The organism is Paenibacillus sp. BR1-192, assembly GCF_029542445.1.
Taxonomy (GTDB): domain Bacteria; phylum Bacillota; class Bacilli; order Paenibacillales; family Paenibacillaceae; genus Paenibacillus_AQ; species Paenibacillus_AQ lautus_A.
The window spans coordinates 5,402,996-5,428,811 of record NZ_CP120718.1; the positions used below are offsets into that span (position 1 = coordinate 5,402,996).

Sequence of the window (25,816 nt, forward strand, 5' to 3'; positions counted from 1 at the left end):
CGAAAGCCCGCCACGGACCCGCGTTACGCGCTGATCCATAGCAGGCTTGCTCCACGGCCTGTTTATCCAAGCACCTTCTCGAATACCGGAAAGCTTGCCGCTCTCCTTGGGAAATTCACTTCTCCCCGCAGGTCATAACCTAAGCCTTGATACAGCTTAAGCGCAGCCGTATTCTTGGCATAGGTGTCCAGTCGTAGGCTTCGGTAACCCTGGCGCGCGCCATACTCTTCGGAGAAAGCTACCAATGTTCGCGCGATGCCCTGCCCGTGTGCTTCCGGATCGACGGCAAGGCGATGCATCATAAGATGCGGTCCCTCGTCCTGCTTCCAGCTAATGGTTTGGTACTGTTCTGCCTGCGATTCGTCGAGAACAACGATCCCTAAAATACGGCCTTCGCCTTCAGCCGCAAACAACGTTCCGCGCTGTAAATCCTCACCGATTACCTCCCGGTTCGGATATTGATCATCCCATTGATCGCTGCCTCCAGCCTGCATGACCGTAACGCAGCGTGCAACCAAAGCCATGATTTCCTGAATGTCTTCTATCCGTCCCGTCCGTATGTTCATATTCATCGAAACACCTACTATTGTTTTTTTAGAACAGTTTACTATGGTTGGCCGGCTGCAACAACTCGTAACGCATGACCCTCGAAAGGATCCTATTTAAGCAATGTAAGAGTCACCTCTATCGTATTGTTTACGAAAGAGCGCTCCGGACGGGATTTCAACATCACGGTCAGCCCAATCAAGGATACGATGAGCGCTTGCGATAAAGCTTTGGCGTCTGTGCCCTTCGCAAGCTCGCCCAATTGTATGCCCCGCTCAATGGTTTCTTGGAATATGACCGCCAGATACATCTGATGCTCCCTTGTCAGAATTTCAAATTTCTCATCATGAGGCGCAAGCTCGACCATCGTGTTAATGCAAAAACATCCGCGGCTGCGGCTTTCGGCGTATTCCTCATCCACTACATTCTCAAAATAGGCTCGAAACGCATCCCTGACCGATCGATGATTTTGCAGCCTGGTTCGCACCTCGGAAGCATGCCCTCTCGTGTATTTGCGCAGCGCGGTTTCGAACAGCTCTTTTTTGTCTCCGAACGCAGAGTAAATACTGGGCCGCTGAATGCCCATTCTGGAGGTCAAATCGCTTAATGAAGTAGCCTCATATCCCTTCTCCCAAAACAGCTGCATCGCGGCATCCAATACCTTCTCTTCATCAAATTCGCGGACTCGTCCCATCGTTAATCACCTCTCGTTACTTTAGATTTAAAGGAAGCTCGATGATCACAGGCGGTAAGCAAATAGTTTAATTTCATTACCAATCAGTAAAGTAATTTTAAGATCTACGAAAGCTTTTGTCAAACACCGAACATCCGATTTTTACATCTATATCAACACCTTCAAGTATAATTCTAATCATTTCAATAAACGTATTGACATGAATTATCATTGTGGGATATATTTATCGATGATTTTACTATACCGATCGGTACACAAAAAAACGAAAGGATTGGATGCATGAAAATGGAGGGAATGCTGGATAAAAAAGCGGCCCGTAACGAAACGGGGGCTGATACGTCACAGGGGGCGCCAAGTTCGTCTGAAGGCATTTATGCTGCTCCAATGACTCGTTACGTGACGTTATTGTTTGCGATTGCCTGCGGTATGTCGGTTGCTAACATCTACTTTGCACAGCCGCTGCTCGATCAGCTGTCAATCGAGTTCAACATGGATTATTCCATCATCGGCATTGTGATTACCGTCACGCAGGTCTTCTATGCAATGGGACTGCTGCTGCTCGTACCTCTGGGAGATTTACTGAACCAGCGCCGATTGATTATCGGTCAGATGACGATCTCCGCAGCAGCTCTGGTTATCGTTGGTACTGCTTCCTCCGGTGCGGTGCTCTTCGCAGGGTTGGCTTTGGTAGGACTGCTTGCCGTTGTGACGCAGACCATCGTGGCATTCGCGGCAACTATGGCTGCCCCTGCCGAAAGAGGGCGTGTCGTCGGCATGGTAACCAGCGGAATCGTGATTGGGATCCTTCTTGCGCGAACCGTTTCGGGAATCCTGAAGGATCTTGCAGGATGGCGCTTCGTTTATTTGGTTTCGGCTGCGTTGATGCTGCTCATGGTTTACGCATTATATAAGGTGCTGCCAAATGCTGCGCGCAAGGTAAAGACTCTTTCTTATGCTCAACTGCTTAAGTCGGTATGGATGTTGTTCCTGCAAGAACGGCTATTACGTATCCGCGCTGTGTTGGCTATGCTGATTTTTACGGCTTTCAGCATGTTGTGGACCCCATTGGTACTGCCTCTGAGCTCGCCGCCGCTATCCCTTTCGCACTCGGCTATCGGGGCGTTCGGCCTCGTGGGCGTCGTCGGGGCAATGGCTGCAGCAAAGGCCGGTAAGCTGGCCGATCGAGGTTATGGACAGCGAACGACGGGAATTGCATTGTTCCTGCTATTGCTGTCATGGCTGCCCATCGGCTACATGGAACGGTCGCTGTTCGCCTTGGTCATTGGCATTATTCTGTTGGACTTGGCTGTACAGGCCGTGCATGTCACGAATCAGAGCATGATTTTTGCATTGCGGCCGAAGGCGCGCAGTCGGATCGTTGGCGGCTACATGATGTTCTACTCCATCGGAAGTGCTGCCGGTTCCGTAACTTCGACCCATGTTTACGCACACTTCGGCTGGCATGGGGTATGCGTGCTCGGGGCCTCCGTCAGCGCTGTTGCTCTTATTTTTTGGGCCGTGACCAAAGGCGCTAAAGGTGCCCACTGATAGTAATTCAAACTACAAAAGATCGCTTCCCTCGGAAACGGGGTGGCGATCTTTTAGAATATCCACGAACAGTGGCGCGCTTCCAGCCCATACGCCAATTATTTTGGAAGCTCTCTATTTATCGTTATGAATACAGTTCCTATGGATGCAGTTCCTCAAAATAACGAAAGACACGCCGTTTGGGCGTGCCTTCATCCTATTCTTATGGCGTTTTCCCCAGGATCACTTCGCCTGTCGTCTTATTCCAGGACATCGGAATGCCAAGCTTTGATGTGATCAACTCCAATGGAAACATGGTCGAATTCGCCAGGAATGGAACGCTTGCATCTTCTCGCGTCACCTTCCCGTTCACCAATACAACGGCGGGATCACTGGATTTAATGGATACGGTATTTCCGCCATAAGAGAAAGACCAAATCGGAAACCGCTGTTTTCCCTGTTTCGGATCCGGATTGGACTGTCCGCGCTTCACTTTGATCCCCAGGGCTTCAAATACGCTATTATACGGTACATACAGCTTGCCTTCCACCATGGCGGAAGAACCGTAGAAGCTAACCGTTTGTCCGTTTACCGTCCAAGATAAAGGAGGCTGCACCATGACCGGATTCCCATCGTTCTCGTTAGGCGAGCCGCTGCCTTGATATTTCTCATCTCCCCAAGCCAGGACCTTGCCGTCCTGATTGGTTGCATAACCGGTATATCCCTTGCTTCCCCAAAGTGCCGTTATACCTGTCAGACCTTTCACTCGAAAAGGTTTTGCCGTCGGATCGTTGTAATTCCACTGCCAGACCGTGCCGTCGTTTTTAAGCATAAATAAACGGTTGTTCCCCGTTCTTATCTCTTGGATATCGTTTAATCCCTTCACCGCAGCCGGCGCTTGCTGCTTCGTGTTCACATTCCACCGCAGCACCGTTCCGTTCTCATTCAGCAGAAACACGTCATACCAATGCGCGGCGATTCCGGTAATGGAGGAAGCAACCAGCGGTTTAACTTCGCGAAACTCGCGTTCCAGGCGGAACCGGTCGTAGAAACTATTATATACCGTTAACATATCGACGCTGCCGTCTTTAGCGAGAATCAGGGCCTCATGTCCGGCGACCACTATTGTTTTTGCATTCGTGACTCCCTTGATAGGAAAGTATTTCACCGTCATCTTTAAATGATCATTCGGATCAAACGTCGGACTCCATATCGTTGCAGACCCATCCTTATGCAATGCGACAGAACCATGGTTTGAAATGGCCAGGCTGGCTACATCCTTAAGTCCTTCCAGCTTGATCAGCCCTCCCCTTTTTTGGAAAGGCAACAACGGATCCCCGTTAATATAAGGCGAGTAATAATCGCCCCAAGCCCACACGTCCCCGTTCTTGTCCAAGGCAAATGAAGAATTGTCGCCTGCCGCCACCTGAACAATATCAGTCAGTCCCGCGACTTGCTTGGGCACCAATTGATGAATGCTGGTCCCGTCACCTACTTGACCTGACTTGTTATAACCCCAGGCGGTCACGGAGCCGTCGCTCCATGCCGCAACACCATGTCCGCTGCCCCCAGCCACGCTTACCGGTATGGAGCGGGAATCTACATTCGTTGCTTCCGCCGCTCCCGCAGCGCCAAGCACCGTACAATTGACTGCTAATAGTATCGTCACTAACATAAATGCTACTCTGCCATTCATTTTCTTCATGAATGAGGCCTCCATTCTCAATCTATAATGGTATATAATACCATATCAAAAGATGGTAGGGAAAAAATAGTATACTCGCTTTCTGATAGCTGGAAGCCGTTATTCAAACATGGCAGGATTCAGCCTATGTTTGTTGGAATAGAGTTGCCGTGACCTTGCAGTCCGCGCACAGGAACATATAATAGATGCCTTCCCCGTACTCCTCGATCTGTTCCCAATCCAGCTGCCCGATGAATGTCATGCTCCGGGAACAGCAAGGGCAGGAAGGATAGACGGCGTCCTGGATCCAAGCCGGATAACCGCCGATTTGCGAGACCGCCGGACCGAGCGCCCAATAGGCGGCATAATAGCTGCTGCGAGGCTTGTCCGCAATCCGCAAGGAGCGTCCCGCGGACGTAAAGCTTCGCTCATCCTCCCCGGAATCAGGCCCAGGCACATATTCCGGTTTAATATTAGTCTGGCTCCATTCGGATTTTCCGTGAAAATCCACATCCATGTATATCGTTTCGTAACAACTGCAGTTCACGCAGGTGCTCACACGAAGCCTCTCTCCGGACAACCCCAGGAATCGAAGCTTCGGATGGCTGATGTCCAGTTCCGCCAAAATGGTCAGGCTGCTTCCGCACCATGGACAGGAAGCGGAATCCTCCTTCAAAAATTGTGCGGGCTCGGGTTCAACTGCATAGGTGCTTTCTGTTGGCACTTTTTTCGCTATGGCGTAGCTGTCATGGTAGAATAGCCGGCGCTTGCTCCCATTCTCCGTGAGCTCCCAGCCCCCCTCATGCGCATAAGCTTCAGGCGGAACATACAGCTCCTTAGCCCAAGATGGAGGATCGGACCTCCATTCTTGAAATTGGCGCACAACCTGATCATCGCCGATCCAAGCCAAGGCCAACAGCAGATGGTTGCGGTTCTCCCTGTCCTGCTCAACGAATTGAAGCATCCGGTCCCGGCCTCGGGCAGGGGCATCTTTGAACAAAATGCCGGGGTAATAGATCCCCCGCTCCAGCAGTATCGGTATGCAGGATTCAAGCGAGTAGTCCCGATAGCAGATCAGGGACACAAGAATCTCCTGGCAGGTGTCCTCATCGCCCGATTCGAGCAGTTCAAGGGCTGCATTCAGCATGCGGTCGGCGTCACCCTCAGATAAAGCGGAATATACCTCTTCACTTTTCAGATGATAGGGAATATATCGGATTAATGGATCCCGCTTCACCGGGGCATGCATGATCTTAAGGATCTCTACCGGGTCCGTTATCCCCTCGTACAAGTCGATATCTCTCCGGTGCTGTTCTATGTAACGCTGCCGTTCTGCGCGCTCCATCTCCTGCTTGCACGGCATGCAATAACCGCCGGTTTTGGCCGCGGTTGCCGGCAATATCGTTGCCGAACATCCTTCGCTTCGGCATGGCAGCCGTTCTGTCATGCGGTCCCCTCCTTATTCTAGTAAGTCCACTCAGCTGGAGCCCAGCTCCTATTCTATGGTAAGTCTACCTCAGCTGGAGCCCGGCCCCTATTCTATGGTAATTCCACCTCAGCTGGAGCCCGGCCCCTATTCTATGGTAATTCCACCTCAGCTGGAGCCCGGCCCCTATTCTATGGTAAGTCCACTCAGCTGGAGCCCGGCATCTACTCTATGGTAAGTCCACCTCAGCTGGAGCCCGGCCTGTTTTCTCATGGCCATGAATTTCCTCTATTAACTATAGCTTTCTTTTCATTCCCATATCAACAAGGAGCTCTCTCATCTTCGGGATCTATCACCACAAGAAAGGCGAGATCCGTTAACGTCTATGAATACGCATTATTCGACGGAAACGCATATTACCGAAAATAGCGATCCTTCATGAAAGGCATATGGCAACCAGCCATCCAAGCACGCCCCGAACCACGCATCGTGCGCGCAGGGAGCAGTGCGCACGATGTACAAAAACCTGTTACATCAGGAAGTTGTTCATGCAGAAAAATGAACGCGAGAAAGGGGAATAGCATACTCCGAGCGTATCGACTCTTAAACGCCAGCCTGGCGGCGGACAGTTAAGCTCTTTCACCTCAGCGATTGCGCTAGCCCAGTTCGCCACGTGGAATGGATCGGCTGCCAGCCATACTCCTTCCGGGCTTTGGCGTTGGATGCGCCGCGCTCGCCGCGCTTGCTCCCTGCTTGATAGGCTGGAGCTGGTGCTTGCAGCGCATCGGCATACACCGGCAGCCATGCCGTTCCCGCAGCAGGCTCATCGTCAACGATGTTGACCGGGCCTGACGGCCAGTCCAATGCCAGCAGAGCGGCAAGCGCCGCATCCTCGACATGGAGAAAGGACTGAACGCCATCCGTTGCCGGCAGAGCTCGACTTCGTACTTTTTCCGCCATGATTCCGTTGGCGTCGTACCACGTGCCGGGTCCGTAGAACATTCCGTACCTTAGAATGACGTGGCTCGGCATTTGGGCAACGGCATGCTCCAGCGATACGATACCGTCTATCGTCGACTTGCGAGGTGCAGGCGCTTGGACATCCAGGGGGCGTCTTCGGTGGCGGGATGCTCTCCCGGCTCGTACGCCCAAGCAATGCTCTGGGCAATCATTCGCTTAACGCCATGGATTTGGGCGGCTTCCACCAAATGACGCGTTCCCTCTATCCGAATCCTGGCATTGTCCTCCAGATTCCATTGGCTTAACGAAGTAAGCTGATGGATAATGACATCCGGCCGGATCTCCCCGATTGCGGCGATCATTCCTTCGCGGTCAAAAGCATCCGCAACGATCCCTCTTGCTCCCCAGGATTCGATCAACCCTTTACCCTGATTATTGCGGGTCATGCCTGTAACCTCATGACCGGCTTGCACCAGCTTGGGAAGCAGCTGCTGGCCGATGACTCCCGTAGAGCCTGCAACAAATATGTTCATATAAACTGACAACCTCCTGTTCGTTAGATATAAAATGAATGGAACCCTTCGAGAGTGAAAGACATTAAGGGGCCCTGGTCCTGTCGTAAATTGGAATTGCAGTTCCATCTTAGCATGATGGATAAGCATCCTTAAGGGCCACTTTTCATCGGGCAGACCGTGCCAATTCATCCCCGGCGCAGATGATCAACACGGTTATCCCGGAAGCAGCCAAATCAAGTCAAGCGCACTACAAGCTCTTTTTTTGCCAAGCCGGGTGGATCCTCGCCGTATTCGCATAACACAAAAACGCACCACATAAAAGTGGCGCGTTCACTTGAGAATAATAGCCGGTTCCTGTCCATTTACTCTTCTTCTGTTACATCACGTATCGACGCATTCGTAGCGCTGCGCTGCTGCCGGCATTCCGGTTGATTGCATACGCCATAAAAGGTCGCGATTCGATTCGTATCCACCGTATCGATTAGAGCGTTGCAATGTCTGCATAGGATGACACCCATATTCACCTTTTTAACGGAATGGTTCATGCTTCACTCATCCTCTCTTGGTATCAGATTTGTGTTCAGAACTTCCCAGCCATGTGCTTCCTGCTTACCTACAGACCAAACCTCCATTTCCGCTTCTTCTCTTTGGGTTCGATTCACCTCCAATTAAGCATGTTAAATATGAATCGGTTGTAATTAATGTACACCATAAATATATAATACACAATATATATTAAAAAAATAGTTATTTTCATTATATATGACGTCATATTAAACAAACTATCGTTCCGTGTCTCCTCAGTGTCCATCATGCCTTGTGGAGGAGATATGTCGCAGTCATTGAGTTTTTAATCGCTTGTGCTGGTTGGGATACTTCATGAAGCTTCCCAGACAAGATCAGATAATCGGTGCCGAAAGATAATTGGCTCAGAGCCTAATTCGGTGAATATCTCAAAGTTATTTGGGTTTTCAATTGCTAGTGCTGGTTGGATACTTCACCTCCCCTCTTATACCAATGAGCTCGTACCAGAGGTACCGAAAGAAACGAGTTTCATCTGATGTCTGCTTGGAGGCTTATAGTGAAACCAATAAAAAAGCCCCATGATTTAGGCAGCATGGGACTGACCCCCGTTTGTGAGACAGGGATCAAAACACCTTGCAAGTTTAAGCAGCCAGTTGCCGGAAATGAACCGGCGATTGGTTGTTTAGTTTTGTTTGAATGCGAATTGAGTTATAGTAAGTAATGTAGTTTCGAACGGTCTGCTCGACGATTGCCGTCGTCGTACAGGTTAAACCTTCGAGATAGAACGTTTCAGACTTTAGCGTGGAATGAAACGATTCGATGGGGGCATTATCAGCGGGCGTACCCTTGCGGGACATGCTCATGGTAATGCCTTTTCCCTTTACTGCTTCTTGATAGGCCTGAGATGTGTAGACGCTGCCCTGATCGCTATGGAGCATGGTGCCTGGTAGAGCGGGCAGCTGACCCAGCGTGTCCAGAACAAACCCGGTATCTTGCTTGTCAGAAATACTGTACGCCACAATCTCTCCGTTAAACAAGTCCAAGATACTCGACAGGTATAACGTTTTTCCGCCAAACGGCAAATACGTAATATCTGTAACGAGTTTTTGCATGGGGGCATCGGCTTCAAATTGGCGCTTTAACAAGTGTTCTGCGATGTAAGCTGGCTGCCCTGTAGGTTTGCGTTTCTTCACTTTGACACGACATTGGAGCCCCTCGCGCTGCATAATCCGCTGAACGCGTTTATGGTTAATCTTACGCTCCATCCGAAGCAGAGCCGTGATCTTTCGGTATCCATAACGAAATTTATGCTGACTACAGAGTTCACGAATCTTCTCTACCATGTGATCTTTACATGGGTTCTCGTGGGCGTCCTTCCAGCGATAGTAGGTGGAGCGAGAAAGCCCGATCCATGCACACGCTTGGGTTACACTGACTTCTCCTCGAACGGACTCAACCCACTCCACTACAGCCTTTGGCGACACCTCCTTTGCATTTCCACGAACTTTTTTAGCAGATCTAACTGTTGTTTCAGAAACCGATTTTCCGCCTGTACCTTCTCGAGTTCAGATGTATATTCAGGCCCTTTACCGTAGCTGTATTGTTTACCGACAGGCTGCTCCAACCGATTCCATTGGCCACTGCGATACCATCTCATCCAGGTCTCTACTTGTGTCTTATTTCGTATGTTCAGTTGGTCCATGACTTCTTTCACTGGAATGCCATCCAACCTCATTTCAATAGCTTTCTTTTTCACTTCCACTGGATAGCTGACTCTTGTTGCCAACGCAAAAACACCTCCAAAGTTGTCCCCATATCTTACGACATGGTTGCATTCTCTTGAAGGTGTTTTTAATTTGTCTCACGTTATGGGGTCAGTCCCGCATCGCATCGGCTTCTCATCAGGGCATTTTTTCATGGTCGATATAGACTTCTGTAATTAGGATCCGAATATCGGTATCCATTCAATCATGAGAACAATACCTATTGCTAAACCCGCAAAACACAAGTTATACTAGCCAACATAAGGACGTGAAGAACACGCCGCTTCTATGCAAAGTGCCCCAATGAAGGATTGGGGTTGCATTGTATGGGGCGGCTTTTTTATTTTCTAGCAAAATCGCATTCCGTCTTATACTGAGGAGGGTAACTGATCATGTCACGGTTCGATCAACAATATGAGCTCTGGATACACACGAATATCCTCAATGAAAAGAATCCCCGCAGGCTCGAAATCCTTAATAAAGGCCTAGGCCATGGCACCGTCGAGTTTCTGCGTTCCGTATGGTTTCCAGCGATCGGTCATTTCAATGACTTGCATCCTGAATGGGAAGTACGCGATTTCAGCAATGGTTATCGTTATTTGGACCTCGCCTATATGCCAGGTGATGCTAGAGGAGGCATCGAAATACAAGGGTACGGGCCGCATGCCCGCGATCTGGACGTCAGAAGGTTTAAGGATTTATGCCGCCGCCATTGTTTATTGGCATTGGATGGCTGGACATTCCTTCCCATAGCCTATCCCTCCATCGTCGAAGAGCCAAAGCAGTGCCAGCAGCTCATCCTATCCTTCGTCGGCAGATTCGTTGCAACCGATGTACCTGCATCATTAAGCTGGCTGGAGGCTGAAGCTGTGCGATTTGCCCGGCGACTTCTGCGCCCGATAACCCCTTTGGAGCTTGCCGCCCATCTTAGGATAAGCGACCGGCATACCCGACGAATATTGCACAAACTGGTGGAGCTCCGGATTCTGGACATCGCAAGCGGAGAACAACGAGTCCGGACCTACAAACTCCGCTTGTAAGTGGTAGTAATGACGGGGGGGATACAACAGTTCTTGGAAGAAGAAGGGAGACATGCGTTCTTCCAAGTGAGAATATGAGGACAGCAAGGAGGGGGCTTGTGAATTTGGGTATCGGCCATATTGCAGATATCCAAGAGAGAATATTAGTTACACTAAGTGGACACCAGATCCGTTATTTAGAAAAAAACAGCCACTTTATCCGAACTTCCGGACACAGGATCCGCTATTTACTCTAAACACCATGATTATCAGCCATTTTCTAAGTAATAGCGGATCTGCTGTCCTCATATAACCCAAAACTCGCCATTTAAGACCAAATAGCGGAACCTCGGTCCTCATCAAGTTGCAACGGTCACAAACGCGAGCCCGTACCTACAAAAATAACGGAACCTCAGTCCTCAAACCTCACTACTTCTGCCCTCCACCTGATGCTGGATCTCAATCAGCGTCTCATCCCAAAAACGCCTCATGATCTCTCGCACATAAACGTCATCCAGCATCTCCTGATGGATCGTGATGGTCGTGTTTCCCGTTTTCGTGGACAGCACATAAATTTGCAGCCGGGACGGGTTGTCCCACTCCTTACGTTTCCAGGTCAGGCGCAGCTTATGGTAAGGGACGACCACCGTAATTTTGCCGGACACGCCTTCCTTCGACTCATATTCCTGCCCGACCCTCAGCTCCAGAGAAGGAACAGCTCCGATCCATAATGACAGGCCCTCTGGAGACGTGAGGAAATCCCACAGGCTCTCCTTCGTCACGGCCATCGTTTTCCTGACCCCGATCTGAACCCCGGCATCTTTCGTAACGCCGACAGGCACCCGTCCCATCAGCTGTTCGTACATCGTGGCGATCCATTCGCCCCACTCCCCGGATACCTGATGCTGCTCGACAATGTGGTTTCTGATCTGCTCATGGGACCAGAGTGGGTCCACTTCCTGCCCAAGGGCTACGACCCATGCTTCCCACGAACGTTCCGTTGCCTTTATCACTTCTTGTTTAAAAATGGAGCCAACCATCGCGCGCTCTCCTCCTGATACGATCTGATGGAGTTCATTATATAACACAAACACTGACAAAGAAGGTCAGTGTTTATCATCAGCTTTGATAATATTTGAATAACGACTCGGCAATATCGACCAAACCTGATTTCAGCTCCTCGGGCCCGACGATGCGAATCTTACCGCCGAAGGATAGAAGATAGTAGGCAACTTGCGTATACAACGTAGACTCATCCAGTCTAAACACCGCCTCCTCCGCCGTACGTTCGACGAGCGCGTGGCCGAGCAGCCAATGCCCGCATAAATCGTCCAAAGCTTGGGGGATGCCTTGGATATGCACGGAAACCAAATGGGGATTGGATTCGGAGCCTTGCTCCGTCAACAGGCTGTCCAATAAAAATTCACGCGGGGAAAATGTCGCCGGGCGGTCAAACTCGACGTCGGTAGGCCGAATCTGGCCCATGCGGTCGACACGGAAGGAGCGAATTTCACCGCGCAGATGGCAATAGCCAACCGCATACCATTTGCTCTTCCAGTGAACGAGCCCATAAGGATCTAAGGTCCGTGTCTGCTTAACGCCATCATAGCCTGTTGTGTAATCGATCTCGAGACTGGTTTGCCGGTCGATCCCGGCTTCGATCTCATGCAGTATGGAGGTAAGCCCGGAAGCTGCAGGCGGATGGATGGCCTCGATGCTGTTCTCCTGTTGCTCCAAACGCTTCAACTGCTCCGGATTCGTATATCGTTTGATTTTGGATATGGCCCGATTCAGCGGCTCTTCGGATGGATACCCCGCTTCCCGTGCGAATGCTGCTGCATGAAGAAGCGCTTTTTGCTCATCGGCATCAAAAAACAAGGGCTCCAGCTTGATATGATCCGGAATGGAGTACCCTCCGTCGCGTCCCATCTCCGAAATGACAGGCACTCCCGAAATGCATAGGGCATCGATATTCCGGTAAATCGTTCGGATGTGAACGCCCAGTTCCTCCGATAGCTGTTTTGCCGAAATTCTTTTGCGCGATTTCAGCAGCCAAAGAATTGCCAGCATATTATCCGCTTTGGACATCGTGTGCAGCCGTCCTTCCCTTGGAATCCCTTCGTTTGCCGTTTGTTCTATTATATCTCACTTCCTTAGAAGGTTTGGAGATATTCTTCCTGCTGCTGCGCTCTGACGTTGTCCAGCGCTCCCAATGAGAAAAGCCGACCCGCTGCAGGATCGGCCTGATTTTGTACATCGTGCACACTACTCCCACGCGCACGGTACGTGGTCAGTGGCATGCTTGGATGGCTGTCGACTAGATGTAACGGAAAGATGATGCCCTGCTTCATCTGCTGTCACTCTCATGCGCATCGTGAACGACGACGGTCCCTGCTTCATCTGCTGTCACACTCATGCGCATCGTGAATGACAACTGTCCCTGCTTCATCTGCTCTCACTCTCATGCGCATCGTGAATGACAACTGTCCCTGCTTCATCTGCTGTCACTCTCATGCGCATCGTGAACGACGACGGTTCCTGCTTCATCTGCTGTCACACTCAGCACCGTGGCGACTGTTCCTCATTCATCGGCTGTCATACTCATTCACCGGATATGATGACTGTTCCTTATTCATCTGCTGTCACACTCAGCACAGTGGTGACTGTTCCTCATTCATCGGCTGTCATACTTCATGCGCATCGCGAAGTCAACTTTTCTTTCCACAATGATCATGCCCCACCGTGATGACAACACTCCCCCTCTTACGCCCTGTATCCGCGTATCGGTGTGCCTCGGCGATTTGCTCCAATGCATACCTTCTATCGATGACCGGTTTGATCTTCCCTTCCCCAAGCAGATCCGTAAGCCGTCTCAAATCCTCCATCAGCACCTTGGCTACTCCCTGCCCTTCTACCGTTACATATCTCCCGCCCGCGGCAAGCAAATGCTTGCAACGGGATTTCGGCAGTTTGCCGACCGCGTCCAGAATGATGTCGTACCGATCCCCGCTTTTCGAAATATCCTCTTGGGTATAATCCACGACTTGATCGGCTCCGAGCGACTTCACCAGCTCTACATTCACGGTGCTGCAAACGCCGGTAACCACGGTTCCCGCATGTTTGGCAAGCTGTACGGCTAAATTCCCCACCGCGCCGGATGCACCATAGATCAGAACCTTGTGCCCCTGCCGGATGTTCGCTTTTCTAAAAAAATGCAGGGCCGTCGTCCCTCCGAAAAAGATCGCGGCCGCATCGTCATAAGTCACGTGCTCCGGCTTCATTACGATCATCCCGTCTTCGTGCATGCAGATGTACTGCGCATACGTGCCAAATCGCATTCCCCTGAATGCCAGAACCTGATCGCCGATCTTGAACCTTGTAACATCCTGGCCTATCGCTTCCACTTCCCCCGCCAGCTCCACCCCGAGAATCGGTTGTCTCGGCTTCCTCAGACCCAGCACCAATCGCATGGGAATTTTATACAATAGAGGACTGCGAAATCCCCGCACGCGGCAATCCCCCGAATTGACGGTAGTGGCATAAATTTTGATCCGAACTTCGTGATCCTTAGGAATAGGCTTCGCTACCTCCTGGAGCTGTAACACCTCCGGTGGTCCGTAGGCGGTGCATACCATTGCTTTCATGGGTTTCCTCCAAACCTGCTTTTGCAATCAGTATATCTGCCGAGACGCACCGGGATATAGATACTTTAGTATGGTTTTCGAATAAAATACGGTATTCAAACCGGGCTGTCACCTACAGCAAGCCCAGCTCGCGCGCACGCGCAACAGCTTCGGTACGGCGGGTAGCCTGGAGTTTATCGAATATGATCCGGTTATGCCCTTTGACGGTACTAAGCGCAACAAAAAGCTTTTCGCTGATCTGGCGATTGGAAAGTCCTTGGGCAATGAGACGCAGCACCTCCAATTCCCGCCGGCTCAGGGGCTCGATCAGAGACTCTGCAAGCTGAAGCTGGCTTGGAGAGGACTTGCCCGCGCTTTCCAGTCCTTCCATCTCAAAAGCATGCAGCAGCTTCTCCAGATAATCATGCATCGGTTGGGTTCCGGTTGCATCTCGTATCGGTTGGCTGGCAGATGCTGCTCTGAGCAGCTCCTGCATCGGCGGCCCTTCATCGATGAATAACCGGATAAAACCGCCGGGCTCGGCCTTCGCCACAGCCTTTGCGGCGATCCGGGCAGCTTTCAGCCTATCACCCTGGGCATGCAGAGCCAGGGCCAGCACAACCATGACCTTAAGCTGCTCGTCGGCCCATTCCTTAGCTTCCATCTGCGCCAGCAAGGGTTCCATGATCGCCAGAGCAGCCCCCGCCTGCCCTTTAGCCAACAAAACTCTAGCCTGGCTGAGAGGGAGCCCATGCTCCTGCGCCAGCTGGGAAGCTTCACTGAAATCTCCTTGTTGAAGCAGGACAAGCACCTGCGCTTCGGCAATGAAGGGTAGCTGACTCATGAACTGCTGCTGACGCCCGAGGCGATCCGCTTTAGCTAACATGGCGGCTGCTTCCCTCACTTCTCCTCGCGATAGCTTCAGCCTCGCGAGAAACACCTCGCAAGCCACGGCTCTGTCGGTTTGATCAAACTGCCCGGCTAATTGAAGGGCCTTCAGCCCATGCCGTTCAGCGGCATCGAGATCGTTCCACTCACGGCAGATTCGGGCCAGGCCCAAATGCGCTTCGCATGCTGCCGGCGGCGGAGGGTCACCCGCCAATTCCAGAACGCGTCGATAGGTCACGGCTGCTGCATATAATTGATTATCCGCTTCCTGAAGAAGTCCGAGTCCGAGCGTTGCCATCATGGCAATCATAAAATGTCCGATCTTCTGACTGATGGCAACGGCCTCCTCATAGGCCCGGCCTGCCGCGGCACGATTGCCCTGGAGCTGGTAAGCGTATCCCAGCGTCCACATCGCGGCCGTGCGGACAGGCAGATTATGCGGACTTAAATATTCCAAGGCCCGTCGCGACTCCGTCATGATGACTTCCGGCTGATGCTTGCTAACCGCAAGCGTCGCACGTATGGAGGCAATATGTCCTATGAGATCCCGGGTATTGCCATTCTCCTCGGCTGGCAAATGAACCTCGGCAGCTTGAAGTTTGCGTTCGACGCGGTTCATTTGGCCGACCATCAGGAGAGCGGAGGCATGCATGACATTAAGCGCCGGCCTTGCGTCCAATTCTGCCTTCGGCAGGGAATCCAGCCAATCGAGCACGGGGTGGATCGCTCCACGGAAGACCAGGGGCATCCCCTCCCCTTCAATCAGACGCGCGGCGCGATCCATGTCCTGGGCAGCAGCCGCATGCTGGAAAGCCTCCAGCCAAAAATCATGACGATCATGCCAGTCGCTGGCACGCCGATGCAGTTCCGCCACGATCCTCTTCCCGTCTTCGGCATCCTTGCTTTTTCGGGATAGGCGTTGCCGCAATGCATCCGAGAACAAGTGATGATACCGGTACCAGCGCCTCTCGTTATCTAACGGAACGATGAACAGATTGGCACGTTCCAGGTACTCCAGGGTTTCTTGTCCGGAAACGGCCGCCATCGGGGAATCACCGTCTTCCCTCTGCAAAACGTATTCGCACAAGGAACCGCTGAGCCGGTCGAGAATGGAAGTGCGCAGCAAAAAATCCTGCACGCTCTCAGGCTGCTGCTGCAGCACTTCTTCAATCAAATAGTCCAGCACGTAGCGGTGGCTGCCGCTGAAGGATCGAATAAAGCCCGCAGCGTCTCGATGGCCCTGCAAGGACAGCGCCGCTAACTGCAGGCCGGCGATCCAGCCTTCCGTACGGGATGCAATAAGCGCTGCATCCTCCCCTGACAGGTCCAGCCCCATCACATGCCGCATGAATTCGGAGGTTTCAGTGGAGGTGAACCGCAAATCCGGTGTCCGTACTTCCGTCAGCTGGTTCCTTGCACGGAGCCGGGCCACGGGCAGATCGGGATCCTTGCGGCTGGCGATAACCACATGCATCTGCGGCGGCATGTGCTCAATGAGAAAGCCAAGGGCGCGGTCTATCGGTTTGGAATCAAGCACGTGGTAGTCATCAAGCACAAGGATGACACGGTCAAGCTTGGCCGTGATTTGATTCAGCATGGCCATAACGATGGCTTCGATTGGCAGAGGATGCGGAGACGGGGCGTGGAGTGTGCTCACCATCCTCTCTTCGATATCAACCCCGATGGTTTGCAGGGCAGCCAAGAGGTAAGCGAAAAATCTGGATGGCTCACGGTCCTCCTTTTCCAAGGACAGCCAGGCAACGGGCTGCGGACAGCCCCCGATCCATTGGCTGAGCAGCGTGGTTTTGCCGCTCCCGGCAGAGGCGGAAATCGTGGTCAGCTTCCGGTGCAGACGCAGCCCCTCGTTCAAACGTTCGATCAGTCTGGGACGAAGGACAGCCTGGGACCGTGGAGAAGGAATATATAATTTCGTGGACAAAATCGTCGTGGACATCATAACCCCCGTTATGCCGTCATTGCAGCAGTTTTCAACTTATTGTTTGCTATGTTTAAGTGTTCGACGGATGCAGGGTTTTCCCTCTTGTGCGCTACCTCCGCTCGCTGCAGTCGGACAGGAAGCATGATTGGAAGGGTGCGGCATACGATGAAATCGATATGCTCATGGTCATGTAATCGAATCCATCCATTTTCGTGAAAGGAGGCTTGGGATGAAAATTCATCATGCGATACCCTGGAGCGACAATCTGTATTTGTTCGATTATCGAAGGGTGCATACCGAACCCGTCGAGTATTTTCATTACCATGAAGGGCTGGAAATCCTGTACATTCACGATGGCGCCGGCCGATATATCGTCGATAATCAAACGTACTCCCTGAAGCCCTGGACCTTGGTATTGATTAAACCATTTCAAATTCACCATATCAAAGTCGTCGTCCCGCCGAATTATGTTCGCAGCCTGCTGAAAATCAAAGCCTCGGTTATCGATCACTTCCTTACCGCGCTCCCGCAGCTGACAGCGCTTGTTTCTCAATTGATGGAACATCCATGGTCCCGTCAGGTATTTCATTTGTCCTCCAAGGATGCTTTAACCTTAGAACATCAATTTCTGCAATTGCACGACATGCTGGCCAGCGTTCCGCCCAAGGTTCAGAAGGAAGTGGTCGCCTTGTTTTTATTTCATTTCTTCACCTATTTCAACAGCCGCATTTATTCGCCGGCTCATAACGGAATCTTGGATCCTCATCCCGGCGCTGGTTCCATCGAGCCTGTCGGCGCCATGGTGAAATGGATTGGCAGGCATTTCAGCCTCCCCTTCACGATTAATGAAATGGCGGAGGAACTTCATTTCTCCCCAAGCTATTTGTCCAAGCTGTTCAAAGACCAGATCGGCATGACGATCATCGAATATACGAACAACAAGCGTTTGGAGGAAGCAAGAACCCTTCTCGGCCTGCCGTCCCTGACAATAGAGGAAATCAGCAAAAAGACCGGATTCAACTACCCCTCGTATTTTATCGCTTTGTTCAAAAGAAAGTACGGCATGACGCCTCTTCAATATCGATTGCAAATGAAATCGTGATATTTTCGAGCAGCAATGTGGTATTTGGATTGAACTATAATTAAAGCGCTTTAACAAGAGTCCGATCCAATAGCGAGGTGATGGGTGTTGCGCGGGAACAACGTAAGGCAGCGTTTGCGGATGCATGGCCCGAGTGTCGAAATTAGCGAGGAGGTTTTGTTATGATGATCAAGCTATTCTTCAAGTTTGGCGTGGTAACCCTGATGTGTTTCATGCTTGTATTCGCCTTATACCCTGGTCATACGGTAAAAGCGGCTACCAAAACGGTACCGGCCGGCGACGTCGCCGCGCTGAGGAGTTATTTGGCCGGCGCGAATCCCGGCGACATTATCGAAGTATCCGGGACCTACTCGGTGTCGGACGGAACCATAGCGACCTCCAGGAATGGATCGTCAGGCAATTACATCACGATTCGCGGCACGGGCGGCGGAGCTACGTTTCAATTCACGGCCTCGGCGGGAAATGCCGCCGTCCATATCAAGAACAGCTATTACAAGCTGGAGAACGTGACGATTAACTCCAATGCCAAATCGAACAAAGGCCTTCTCATTGAAGCCTCGCATGGCTACGTTACGAATGTGACGGTCAAAAACACGACGGCTGAAGCGTTCAAGATTCGAAAAAACAGCCAGTACTGGCTCATCTCGAACAGCTCCGCCCAAAGCGCGGGGCAAGGCGGGAAATTCGGCGAGGGCTTCTATGTGGGGGATGCCGATCAGAACTGGACCACGCTGCCGAATCCGGATCGAAGCGGTTATATCACGTTCCTGAACTGCAGTGCGATCCAGACCAAAAACGACGGCTTTGATTTTAAGGAAGGAACCCACCATATCAAAGTGATCGGCAGCACGATTGACTTTCAGAATACGGTGCCGGAATCGACCGTGGGCAACAACGGAATATTCATGCGGGCCAATAACGTGCAGATCATCAATACCACGGTCAAAAACAATGCAGCCACGGGCCAGGCGTTCCGAACAAGCAAGACCACGGCCTCGGACGGAGTGCCCTATGGCAGCAATCTGGAGCTTAAGAACGTAACCGTTTCGAATATCGCCGGAGCGATGATCTATACGAACTATGCATCGAACAAATTATATACCGACTATACGATGACCGGCGTTGCTGGAGGACTTTACGCTTCCGGCTCCCAAACGGCGACATCAACCAATCCGTCCTCCTTTGTGGAGATGACGTGGAGCGGCGAAGGCGGAGATACTTACGATTTCTGATAAAAGGCTGGCTGGCCACCCAAAGGTTCTTCCTTAGGCGGCCTGCTGCATAAATGAATTTCCTAAGTTTAGACGCATAACCTCTCTCAGCTCTCATCGTCGGAGTTGCAATATGGACAAATCAACAGCGCTTCTTGGATCGTCTCGGCTACGATATCTGCTGCGGATTGGCCCGAAGTGAGCCCTCTTGTGCCTTGCCCTGCCCATAAGGACATATATTCCGGATTGCTTTGGCGATTGGCGGCATTTCGTATGTCGCGGGTTACCGTATTCTGCGTAGGAAAAGGCAGCGGCTCTACGCCGCTTGCATCCCATTGCTTAATGAAGGCATTGCGGATGCCTCTCGCCGGCCGCCCCGAGAACGCTTTGGTAATGACCGTGCTCTCTTCCGTGCTGCGAAGCAGCGCTTGCTGGTAAACCTCATGCGCACCCGATTCGGCCGCCGTCAGAAAGCGCGTCCCCATCTGAACGGCTTGGGCGCCAAGAACAAGCGAGGCCACCAGTCCGCGTCCATCCATGACGCCCCCGGCGGCAATGACGGGAATCTTGACCCGGTCCACGATCTGCGGCACCAAAGCAAACGTTCCGATTTGGGCCCCCATCGGGTGCTCCGAAATATCAAACGTGCCCCGATGCCCCCCTGCTTCGCTGCCTTGGGCAACGACGGCGTCGCAGCCTGCTTGCTCGGCCAGGATAGCTTCGCGCACCGTGGTTGCCATCGCAACCACAAGCAGTTTAGCTTCTTTCGCTTGCCGCATAAAGGGCTCATCCGGAATACCGAATGCCGTGCTGATAACGGGCACCTTCTCTTCGAGCAAAACCGCGAATTGCTGCTCAAACCAATCGGGCGTTGTTACGTGTTCCGACCCCGCATGGGAAATGCCAAGGTCGCCGCGCATCCGGTTTAACTCCTGTTGAACATCTTCGATTCGCTCCTGGCGATCCGAGGCCCGGGACGCAAAAAGGTTGACGGCAAAAGGTTGATCCGTCCGCTTGCGGATTTCCTGGATGCTATGGCGAATGGCGGCCGGCTCCATGTAAGCCGCACCCAGCGTACCGAGCCCGCCTGCGTTGGATACGGCGGCGACCAGCTCAACGGTTGTCGGCCCCCCGGCCATTCCAGCCAATATAAGCGGATAGCGGATGCCAAACCGTTCGCACAGCTCGGTCTGCAGTTGAATGTTCATGATATCATCTACCTCCTTTAACGCTACAGATATTATCCTATTAAAGGAGAGAAACTTTCAAATAAAAGAAAAACGACGATCGACGTACCCTCTCGAAGACAGACCGGACCGCATATAGTAAATGTTTTTTTATAAAGGCCAACCAGAAGATTCTGGCTAACCTGAATCATAAGAAAGCCGCTAAGCACATGAAAAGTGTTTAGCGGCTTTTGCGGGTGCGTTCGTCCGGGGAGACCTATTTCCCTGATGGTTACCCTTCTAGGAAATTTTCACCAAACTGTAGTTTTTCTTGCCCTTGCGAATGATGATAAACCGGCCGCCAATCGCCTGGTCGGCTGTCACCTCGTGGCCCAAATCGCTGACGCGTTCGCCGTTCATCGAGATCGCGCCTTTGGTGATATCCTCGCGCGCTTGCCGCTTGGAAGGCTCGATGCCCAGATCCACGAGCCAGTCCACGATATTCTTCGTTTCCGGCGTTGCTTCGAACGTCGGCATCTCCTTGAAGCCCTGCTCGATCTCATCGGCCGTGAGCGATTTAATATCGCCGCTGAACAGAGCCGCCGTGATGCGCTTGGCCTGCTCCAGCATCTCCTCGCCGTGCACGAATCTCGTCATTTCCTCGGCCAGCGTTTTTTGCGCTTCGCGTTTATGCGGCTCGCTCTGCACCTTTTCGGCCAGCTCGTCAATTTGCTCCTTGGTCAGGAAGGTGAAGTATTTCAAGTATTTGACGACGTCGCGGTCGTCGGTGTTCGCCCAGAACTGGTAGAACTCGAACGGCGTCGTTTTGTTCGGGTCAAGCCAGATCGCGCCGCCGGCCGTTTTGCCGAACTTCGTGCCGTCGGCCTTCAGCATGAGCGGTATGGTCAGGCCGAAGGCTTTGGCTTCGGGTCCTTCCTTCTTCCGGATCAAATCCAGTCCGCTTGTAATGTTGCCCCATTGGTCCGATCCGCCGATTTGCAGCTGCACGTCCTCATGCTGGTACAGATGCAGGTAATCGACCGACTGTAGGATTTGGTATGAGAATTCCGTAAACGAAATCCCGCTGTCAAGCCGGCTCGCAACCACGTCCTTCGCCAGCATCGAGTTAATGCTGAAGTTCTTCCCGTAATCGCGCAGGAATTCGATAATGTTGATCTTATGCGTCCAGTCGTAGTTGTTGACCATGCGGATTTGATTGTCGCCCTCCGTCACGAAGAGCTTTTTCATTTGTCCGGTGAGCGCGTCCACGTTAGCTTGAACCTGCTCCAGCGTCTGGAGGGAGCGCTCGGTTTGACGTCCGCTTGGATCCCCGATGGTGCCGGTCGCGCCCCCGATCAGAATGACCGGACGATGGCCGGCAAGCTGGAAGCGTTTGAGCATGATGAAGGGAATCAGGTGACCGATATGCATGCTGTCGCCCGTAGGATCCACGCCGCAGTACAGCGAAATCGACTTTTCATTCGTAAGCTCCCGGAGGCCTTCGGCATCCGTCTGTTGGTTGATCGCATCGCGCCATTCCAGTTCGTCGATAATATTCACAGCGTTAACACTCCTTCAATACATGATTTTTCCTTATAACGAAGCGCCCATCCGTTGAAAAACAAAAAATCGCCCCTTGTCTGTTACAGACATAGGGACGATTATTAACCGTGTTACCACCCAGATTGCACGAATGGTCTGCAGCGCTTGCCGCGCGCCATTCATGCCGCTCATTAGACGAGGTATCGTTCGCCGTTTCCGCTCGGCATTACCCGAGATACTCCAGAGTGTAATTCGCTGCGTTGGTATGTACCGGGTTCCATCGCCCCCCGGCTTTCTAGAACAGGGACCAAGCTGCTACTGGGCTCTTTCAACGTATGTCGCTTATAAGATTACAGACAGTATAGTGAATTAATAAATCGATGTCAACTCCGTTTTGGACGGACGTCCCGCTTACCCCGGCAGCATGGGTGAATACCGCCGGAGGTGTCCCCAGAATATTAGGTGCGGCGCATATATGCACGAACCGTGATCGGAGCAAAGATCGCCACGATGATCGCGGCGCCGACCAAGGATATCGTCAGATCCCAGCCCACGGTTCCGGAGTTCGTCAGATCCCGGACAGCCGTCACCAGATGCGATATCGGGTTGATGTTCACGAACCACTGCAGCCAGCCCGGCATCGTATCTACCGGCACGAAGGCGTTGGAGAGAAACGTGAGCGGAAACAGCACGATCATCGATATCCCCTGCACGCCGGAGGCGGATCTTGCAATCACGCCGAAGAACGCGAATATCCAGCTGATGGCCCATGAGCATACAATGACGATCAGCGCGGCAAGAGCAACGTAACCCAGGCCCCCGCCCGGGCGGTAACCCATGACGTATCCCATCGAAAAGGTAAGCACCGTTGCAATGGTATAACGAACGGTATCTGCCAGCAGGGCGCCTGCAAGCGGAGCAATTCGCGCAATCGGCAGCGACTTGAATCGGTCGAATACGCCTTTATCCATATCCTCGCGCAGCTGAACGCCCGTGACGACGGAGGTCGTAATCACGGTTTGAACGAGGATGTCGGGAATGATGACAGGCAAATAACTGGCCACGTCGCCGGAGATGGCGCCGCCAAAAATATAGGTGAACATCAGCGTGAAAATAATGGGCTGGAACGTAACGTCAAACAGCTGCTCGGGCGTGCGCCGGAGCTTCAGCAGACCCCGGTAGGCCATCGTGAACGAGTTGCGTACCGTCTGACCGAAACTCGTGCGGTTTTTAAGCCGGCGTTCCGTCCCCGATTTCATGATCGTGCTGCTCATACTCTTGTCACCTCTCTATCGTTGGATTCATTAGACGATGGGGCATCGTCTTCCTTCACGCCGTGGCCGGTGATCGTCAGGAACACCTCATCCAGGGTCGGCTTCTGCACGCTCATCTCGGACAAGCCGATGCCTGCCGTGCGCAGCTCGATCAACAGGTCTGTAACAAGACCCGCATTAGCCATCGGCGCCGTTATCTTTCCGGCTTCCGGCGATATGTTGGCATGAACGCCTAGCACCTGTTCCACGGTGTGGCGGGCGCGGCCCATATCCACTGCATCCTGGACGGTCAAGTGCAGCGAGGAAGTCCCTACCGACATCTTCAGTTCATCCGCCGTCCCCTCGGCCACGACCCGCCCGTAATCAATAACGGCGATCCGGTCTGCCAGTTGGTCCGCCTCCTCCAGATACTGCGTGGTCAGCAGCACCGTTGAGCCGGTCTTTACCAATCGGCGGATCGTATCCCACATCTGGGAACGCGTCCTTGGATCCAGCCCCGTCGTCGGTTCATCCAGGAAGATGAGCGGCGGCTGGGCAATGAGGCTTGCCGCCAGATCCAACCTTCTCCGCATGCCGCCGGAGAAATGTTTGAGCGGCCGTTTGGCGGCTTCCGACAACCCGAATTCCTCAAGCAGCTCACCCGCCTTTTGCCGTGCCTCCGTGCGTCCCAGCCCCAACAAGCGGGAGAAAATGATCAGATTCTCCGTAGCGCTGAGCGATTCATCCACCGAGGCGTACTGGCCGGTGACCCCGATCAACTGACGGACAATCTGCGATTCCGTCAGCACATCGTGCCCGAAGATTCGGGCCGAACCCGCATCCGGCTTTAGCAAGGTGGCCAGCATTCGGATGGTCGTCGTCTTGCCTGCGCCGTTCGGTCCCAACACGCCATAAATCGTACCGGCGCGCACGTTCAAATCCACGCCGTCCACGGCGCGGTTATCGCCAAACGTTTTGACCAGCCCGTAAGCCTCGACAGCCAAGTCGCCAGGGCTGTATTCCATGTTCCTTCTGTTTGCATGCTCCATTATGACTCCTCCTATTCGCTTAACAGATGATGTTTGGATCGTAACACCCCTACTTAAACGGAATGTAAACCGGGAGAAGAATAGGCTCGAAAAATAAACCTCCTACCATCAGAGTCGGGGATCGGCAGTACACAACGCCCCTGCCGTCCCTAAACAAAAAAAGTGACAGCGCAGAAAAAATCACTGCACTGCCACCACGGTATGTCTTATCAGAAAGCGAAAATCCCCGTTAAAGCTCTTCCTCATCCTGATCCATCGTATATTTCACCTGCATGATGATATTCTGTTCGTGATCGCCAAACTGGCGGCCGAACAGATTCAGCCCTCCCTGATTCACGGCATCGGGCTTGATGCCGATGCGCAGCCGCAGTTTGGGGCTTGCAGCAATATTCAGCTGATCCAAAGTAACGCTCGATATCTTCTCCATATCCAGCGTCGTTTTCTCATCATCCACGCGCCATATTTTCAGAAACCCGTATTGCGTTGCCCAATCGTACCACCAGTTCGGGTTCAGCTTGCCGCGGCGATCCCCGAAATCGCCGGGGCTTGTCCACATGCCGATCTCCACGCCATTGACCCACACCGAAATATTCGAAGGCCAGTTATGATCATAATTGGGGGCCTCTGAGCACATCTCCATGGACAGTTCCAGCGATTCGATTCGTGCTCCTGCCGGAATATCCATCGGCATCAAGTATTCCAGGTATCCCTTGCGAAGCCAGATGATCTGGGCATTCACGTGCTTGGGATGGTAAAAGCTCGCCGGCTCGTCTTCCTTGATGATGTACCCGTCCGCATTGGCCATTCCGCAGGTAGGCGCCACTTCGCAATCGCTGTAATGGCCGATCGGCATATCGACTTCATAGACATGCGTGACTCCTTTAGGAACCGAATTCTTCAAATTCAACGCAATATGGATATCATCATAATTCCGGCTGCACACCTTCATGGCCCCGCGCGAAGCCGGAAGCAATTCCGTATTGATTAACTCGGCCGCTTCCAGCACTTTGATGTTGCTCGCCACCGTCGAAACGGGAAGTTTGAGTTTCTCGGCGATTTCGATGATATTCAGGTTCTTGGAATTCAAGAGCCTCAGAATATCCACCCGAGAACGCGTTGACAAGGCATGAGCTACCGTGACCAGTCTTTCCGGGTCGTTAAAACCAAGTTCCAGCACAAATCCGCTCTCCTTTAAACATATTCATTACCTTTCATCTTATCTCTTAATGAAATGAAAAACAATCATGCTTGCAAGGGCTTACATCCGCGATTCCCCTGCATCTTGCCATCGTTTATAAGCCTGGATGCGGCGAAGAACACCAGTCCCTTCCTAGCCAGAAATGGCTTCCGGGAGAACCGGAAGCCATCCATGATCGAGCTTGCA

General features: G+C 52.3%; 20 protein-coding genes, 1 pseudogene and 1 other annotated feature. Of the genes and pseudogenes, 4 read left to right on the forward strand and 17 right to left on the reverse strand.

The window, feature by feature from the left end:
* Positions 1 to 62: 62 nt before the first annotated feature.
* The gene (locus P0X86_RS24355; protein WP_277746675.1) at positions 63 to 572 is read right to left on the reverse strand and encodes a GNAT family N-acetyltransferase; all 510 of its coding nucleotides are present in this window, start codon (positions 570 to 572) and stop codon (positions 63 to 65) included.
* 86 nt (positions 573 to 658) lie between these two features.
* A complete protein-coding gene (locus P0X86_RS24360; protein ID WP_277746676.1) occupies positions 659 to 1,240 on the reverse strand; it encodes a TetR/AcrR family transcriptional regulator in 582 nt (193 codons plus the stop codon).
* Positions 1,241 to 1,519: 279 nt separating this feature from the next.
* On the opposite strand from P0X86_RS24360, the gene P0X86_RS24365 reads away from it, so the two are divergent.
* Complete coding sequence (locus P0X86_RS24365) at positions 1,520 to 2,788, forward strand: MFS transporter (RefSeq protein ID WP_481858168.1); 1,269 nt, start codon at positions 1,520 to 1,522, stop codon at positions 2,786 to 2,788.
* 202 nt (positions 2,789 to 2,990) lie between these two features.
* Here P0X86_RS24365 and P0X86_RS24370 read toward each other — a convergent pair whose 3' ends face one another.
* From P0X86_RS24370 to P0X86_RS24390, 5 genes and pseudogenes are all read right to left on the reverse strand, one after another.
* Entirely contained in the window at positions 2,991 to 4,472 is a 1,482-nt protein-coding gene (locus P0X86_RS24370; protein ID WP_277746677.1) for a stalk domain-containing protein, read from the reverse strand.
* A gap of 124 nt (positions 4,473 to 4,596) precedes the next feature.
* Positions 4,597 to 5,898, reverse strand: a complete 1,302-nt coding sequence (locus P0X86_RS24375) for a DUF1963 domain-containing protein (RefSeq protein ID WP_213579466.1) — start codon at positions 5,896 to 5,898, stop codon at positions 4,597 to 4,599.
* Positions 5,899 to 6,516: 618 nt separating this feature from the next.
* Positions 6,517 to 7,370: pseudogene (locus tag P0X86_RS24380) on the reverse strand (NAD-dependent epimerase/dehydratase family protein).
* Between the two features lie 344 nt (positions 7,371 to 7,714).
* Entirely contained in the window at positions 7,715 to 7,897 is a 183-nt protein-coding gene (locus tag P0X86_RS24385; RefSeq protein WP_009591018.1) for a GapA-binding peptide SR1P, read from the reverse strand.
* Between the two features lie 621 nt (positions 7,898 to 8,518).
* A protein-coding gene (locus P0X86_RS24390; RefSeq protein ID WP_277748312.1) for an IS3 family transposase occupies positions 8,519 to 9,663 on the reverse strand; the annotation gives its coding sequence in 2 pieces (ribosomal slippage) (positions 8,519 to 9,369 and positions 9,369 to 9,663; 1,146 coding nt in all).
* A gap of 369 nt (positions 9,664 to 10,032) precedes the next feature.
* On the opposite strand from P0X86_RS24390, the gene P0X86_RS24395 reads away from it, so the two are divergent.
* On the forward strand, positions 10,033 to 10,680 hold the full coding sequence (locus tag P0X86_RS24395) for a transcriptional regulator (protein WP_277746679.1): 648 nt from the start codon (positions 10,033 to 10,035) through the stop codon (positions 10,678 to 10,680).
* Between the two features lie 398 nt (positions 10,681 to 11,078).
* On the opposite strand, the gene P0X86_RS24400 is transcribed toward P0X86_RS24395, so the two are convergent.
* The 5 genes from P0X86_RS24400 to P0X86_RS24420 form a co-directional block, all read right to left on the reverse strand.
* Positions 11,079 to 11,699 (reverse strand): SRPBCC family protein, encoded by a 621-nt coding sequence (locus P0X86_RS24400; protein ID WP_277746680.1) that lies wholly within the window; start codon positions 11,697 to 11,699, stop codon positions 11,079 to 11,081.
* 79 nt (positions 11,700 to 11,778) lie between these two features.
* Positions 11,779 to 12,747: a helix-turn-helix transcriptional regulator gene (locus tag P0X86_RS24405; protein ID WP_277746681.1), complete on the reverse strand. Its 969-nt coding sequence runs from the start codon at positions 12,745 to 12,747 to the stop codon at positions 11,779 to 11,781.
* Positions 12,731 to 12,916, reverse strand: a complete 186-nt coding sequence (locus tag P0X86_RS24410; protein WP_277746682.1) for a hypothetical protein — start codon at positions 12,914 to 12,916, stop codon at positions 12,731 to 12,733. Before P0X86_RS24410 ends, P0X86_RS24405 begins: the two co-directional genes overlap by 17 nt.
* Before the next feature lie 451 nt (positions 12,917 to 13,367).
* On the reverse strand, positions 13,368 to 14,303 hold the full coding sequence (locus tag P0X86_RS24415; RefSeq protein WP_277746683.1) for an NAD(P)-dependent alcohol dehydrogenase: 936 nt from the start codon (positions 14,301 to 14,303) through the stop codon (positions 13,368 to 13,370).
* A 112-nt stretch (positions 14,304 to 14,415) separates the two neighbouring features.
* Positions 14,416 to 17,124 (reverse strand): winged helix-turn-helix domain-containing protein, encoded by a 2,709-nt coding sequence (locus tag P0X86_RS24420; protein ID WP_277749089.1) that lies wholly within the window; start codon positions 17,122 to 17,124, stop codon positions 14,416 to 14,418.
* 214 nt (positions 17,125 to 17,338) lie between these two features.
* Here P0X86_RS24420 and P0X86_RS24425 point away from each other — a divergent pair, with 214 nt between their 5' ends.
* Positions 17,339 to 18,211, forward strand: a complete 873-nt coding sequence (locus tag P0X86_RS24425; RefSeq protein WP_277746684.1) for an AraC family transcriptional regulator — start codon at positions 17,339 to 17,341, stop codon at positions 18,209 to 18,211.
* Between the two features lie 161 nt (positions 18,212 to 18,372).
* Positions 18,373 to 19,443: a hypothetical protein gene (locus tag P0X86_RS24430; RefSeq protein WP_277746685.1), complete on the forward strand. Its 1,071-nt coding sequence runs from the start codon at positions 18,373 to 18,375 to the stop codon at positions 19,441 to 19,443.
* Positions 19,444 to 19,529: 86 nt separating this feature from the next.
* On the opposite strand, the gene P0X86_RS24435 is transcribed toward P0X86_RS24430, so the two are convergent.
* From P0X86_RS24435 to P0X86_RS24455, 5 genes are all read right to left on the reverse strand, one after another.
* Entirely contained in the window at positions 19,530 to 20,630 is a 1,101-nt protein-coding gene (locus tag P0X86_RS24435; RefSeq protein ID WP_277746686.1) for an NAD(P)H-dependent flavin oxidoreductase, read from the reverse strand.
* A gap of 258 nt (positions 20,631 to 20,888) precedes the next feature.
* The gene (tyrS, locus tag P0X86_RS24440) at positions 20,889 to 22,148 is read right to left on the reverse strand and encodes a tyrosine--tRNA ligase (protein ID WP_277746687.1); all 1,260 of its coding nucleotides are present in this window, start codon (positions 22,146 to 22,148) and stop codon (positions 20,889 to 20,891) included.
* A 90-nt stretch (positions 22,149 to 22,238) separates the two neighbouring features.
* Positions 22,239 to 22,471: a binding site (T-box leader), on the reverse strand.
* A 117-nt stretch (positions 22,472 to 22,588) separates the two neighbouring features.
* A complete protein-coding gene (gene tetB(58) / locus P0X86_RS24445; protein WP_277746688.1) occupies positions 22,589 to 23,404 on the reverse strand; it encodes a tetracycline efflux ABC transporter Tet(58) subunit B in 816 nt (271 codons plus the stop codon).
* Positions 23,401 to 24,432, reverse strand: coding sequence for a tetracycline efflux ABC transporter Tet(58) subunit A (tetA(58), locus tag P0X86_RS24450; RefSeq protein ID WP_277746689.1), 1,032 nt, complete (start codon positions 24,430 to 24,432; stop codon positions 23,401 to 23,403). Before tetA(58) ends, tetB(58) begins: the two co-directional genes overlap by 4 nt.
* Before the next feature lie 229 nt (positions 24,433 to 24,661).
* Positions 24,662 to 25,609, reverse strand: coding sequence for an ArsR/SmtB family transcription factor (locus P0X86_RS24455; protein ID WP_096776185.1), 948 nt, complete (start codon positions 25,607 to 25,609; stop codon positions 24,662 to 24,664).
* Positions 25,610 to 25,816: the final 207 nt, after the last annotated feature.